1 protein-coding gene is annotated in these 562 nt (G+C 58.0%); it reads right to left on the bottom strand.

Features of this window, described 5'->3' with window-relative positions:
- Positions 1–562 (bottom strand): ABC transporter permease (locus ACRZ95_RS23220; RefSeq protein ID WP_480555766.1); only part of this gene is annotated, 562 nt, incomplete at both ends.

Below are 562 nucleotides of genomic sequence, written 5' to 3'. Positions count from 1 at the left end.
CTTGCTCGGTGATGATAGCGCCACCGAAAATGGCCGGGATACCCAGCGCGATCACCGTGACCACAGGGATCATCGAGTTGCGCAGGACGTGGACCATGACCACCGTGTACTCGCTCAGGCCCTTAGCCCGGGCCGTACGAACGTAGTCTTGATTGAGATTATCCAGCATCGAGGCGCGCATGAAGCGGCTGAGCTGCGCGGTGATCTGCAGCGCCAGAACCATAACCGGCATGATCATCTGCTGAAGCTGTACAACAAAGCTGTCCCAACTGTTCACGACAAGTGTCGTGTCATAGATCGAGGGGAACCAGCCGAGTTGCACCGAAAAGATCACGATCACCAATACGCCCGAGAAGAAGGGCGGGACCGAGAAGCCGACCATCGACACAAAAGTGCCCATCTGGTCGAACCAGGAATACTGGCGGTAGGCCGAATAGATGCCGATGGGCAGGGCGATCAGGATGGCGACCACATAGGCAGTGCCGACAACCCACAGGGTCTGTGGGATACGCTGAACGACGATGTCCATAACGGGCGAACGGGTCTGCCACGAGATCACGCG

The organism is Ruegeria sp. AI3, assembly GCF_056541245.1.
This window is presented reverse-complemented; position numbering and strand designations above follow the sequence as displayed.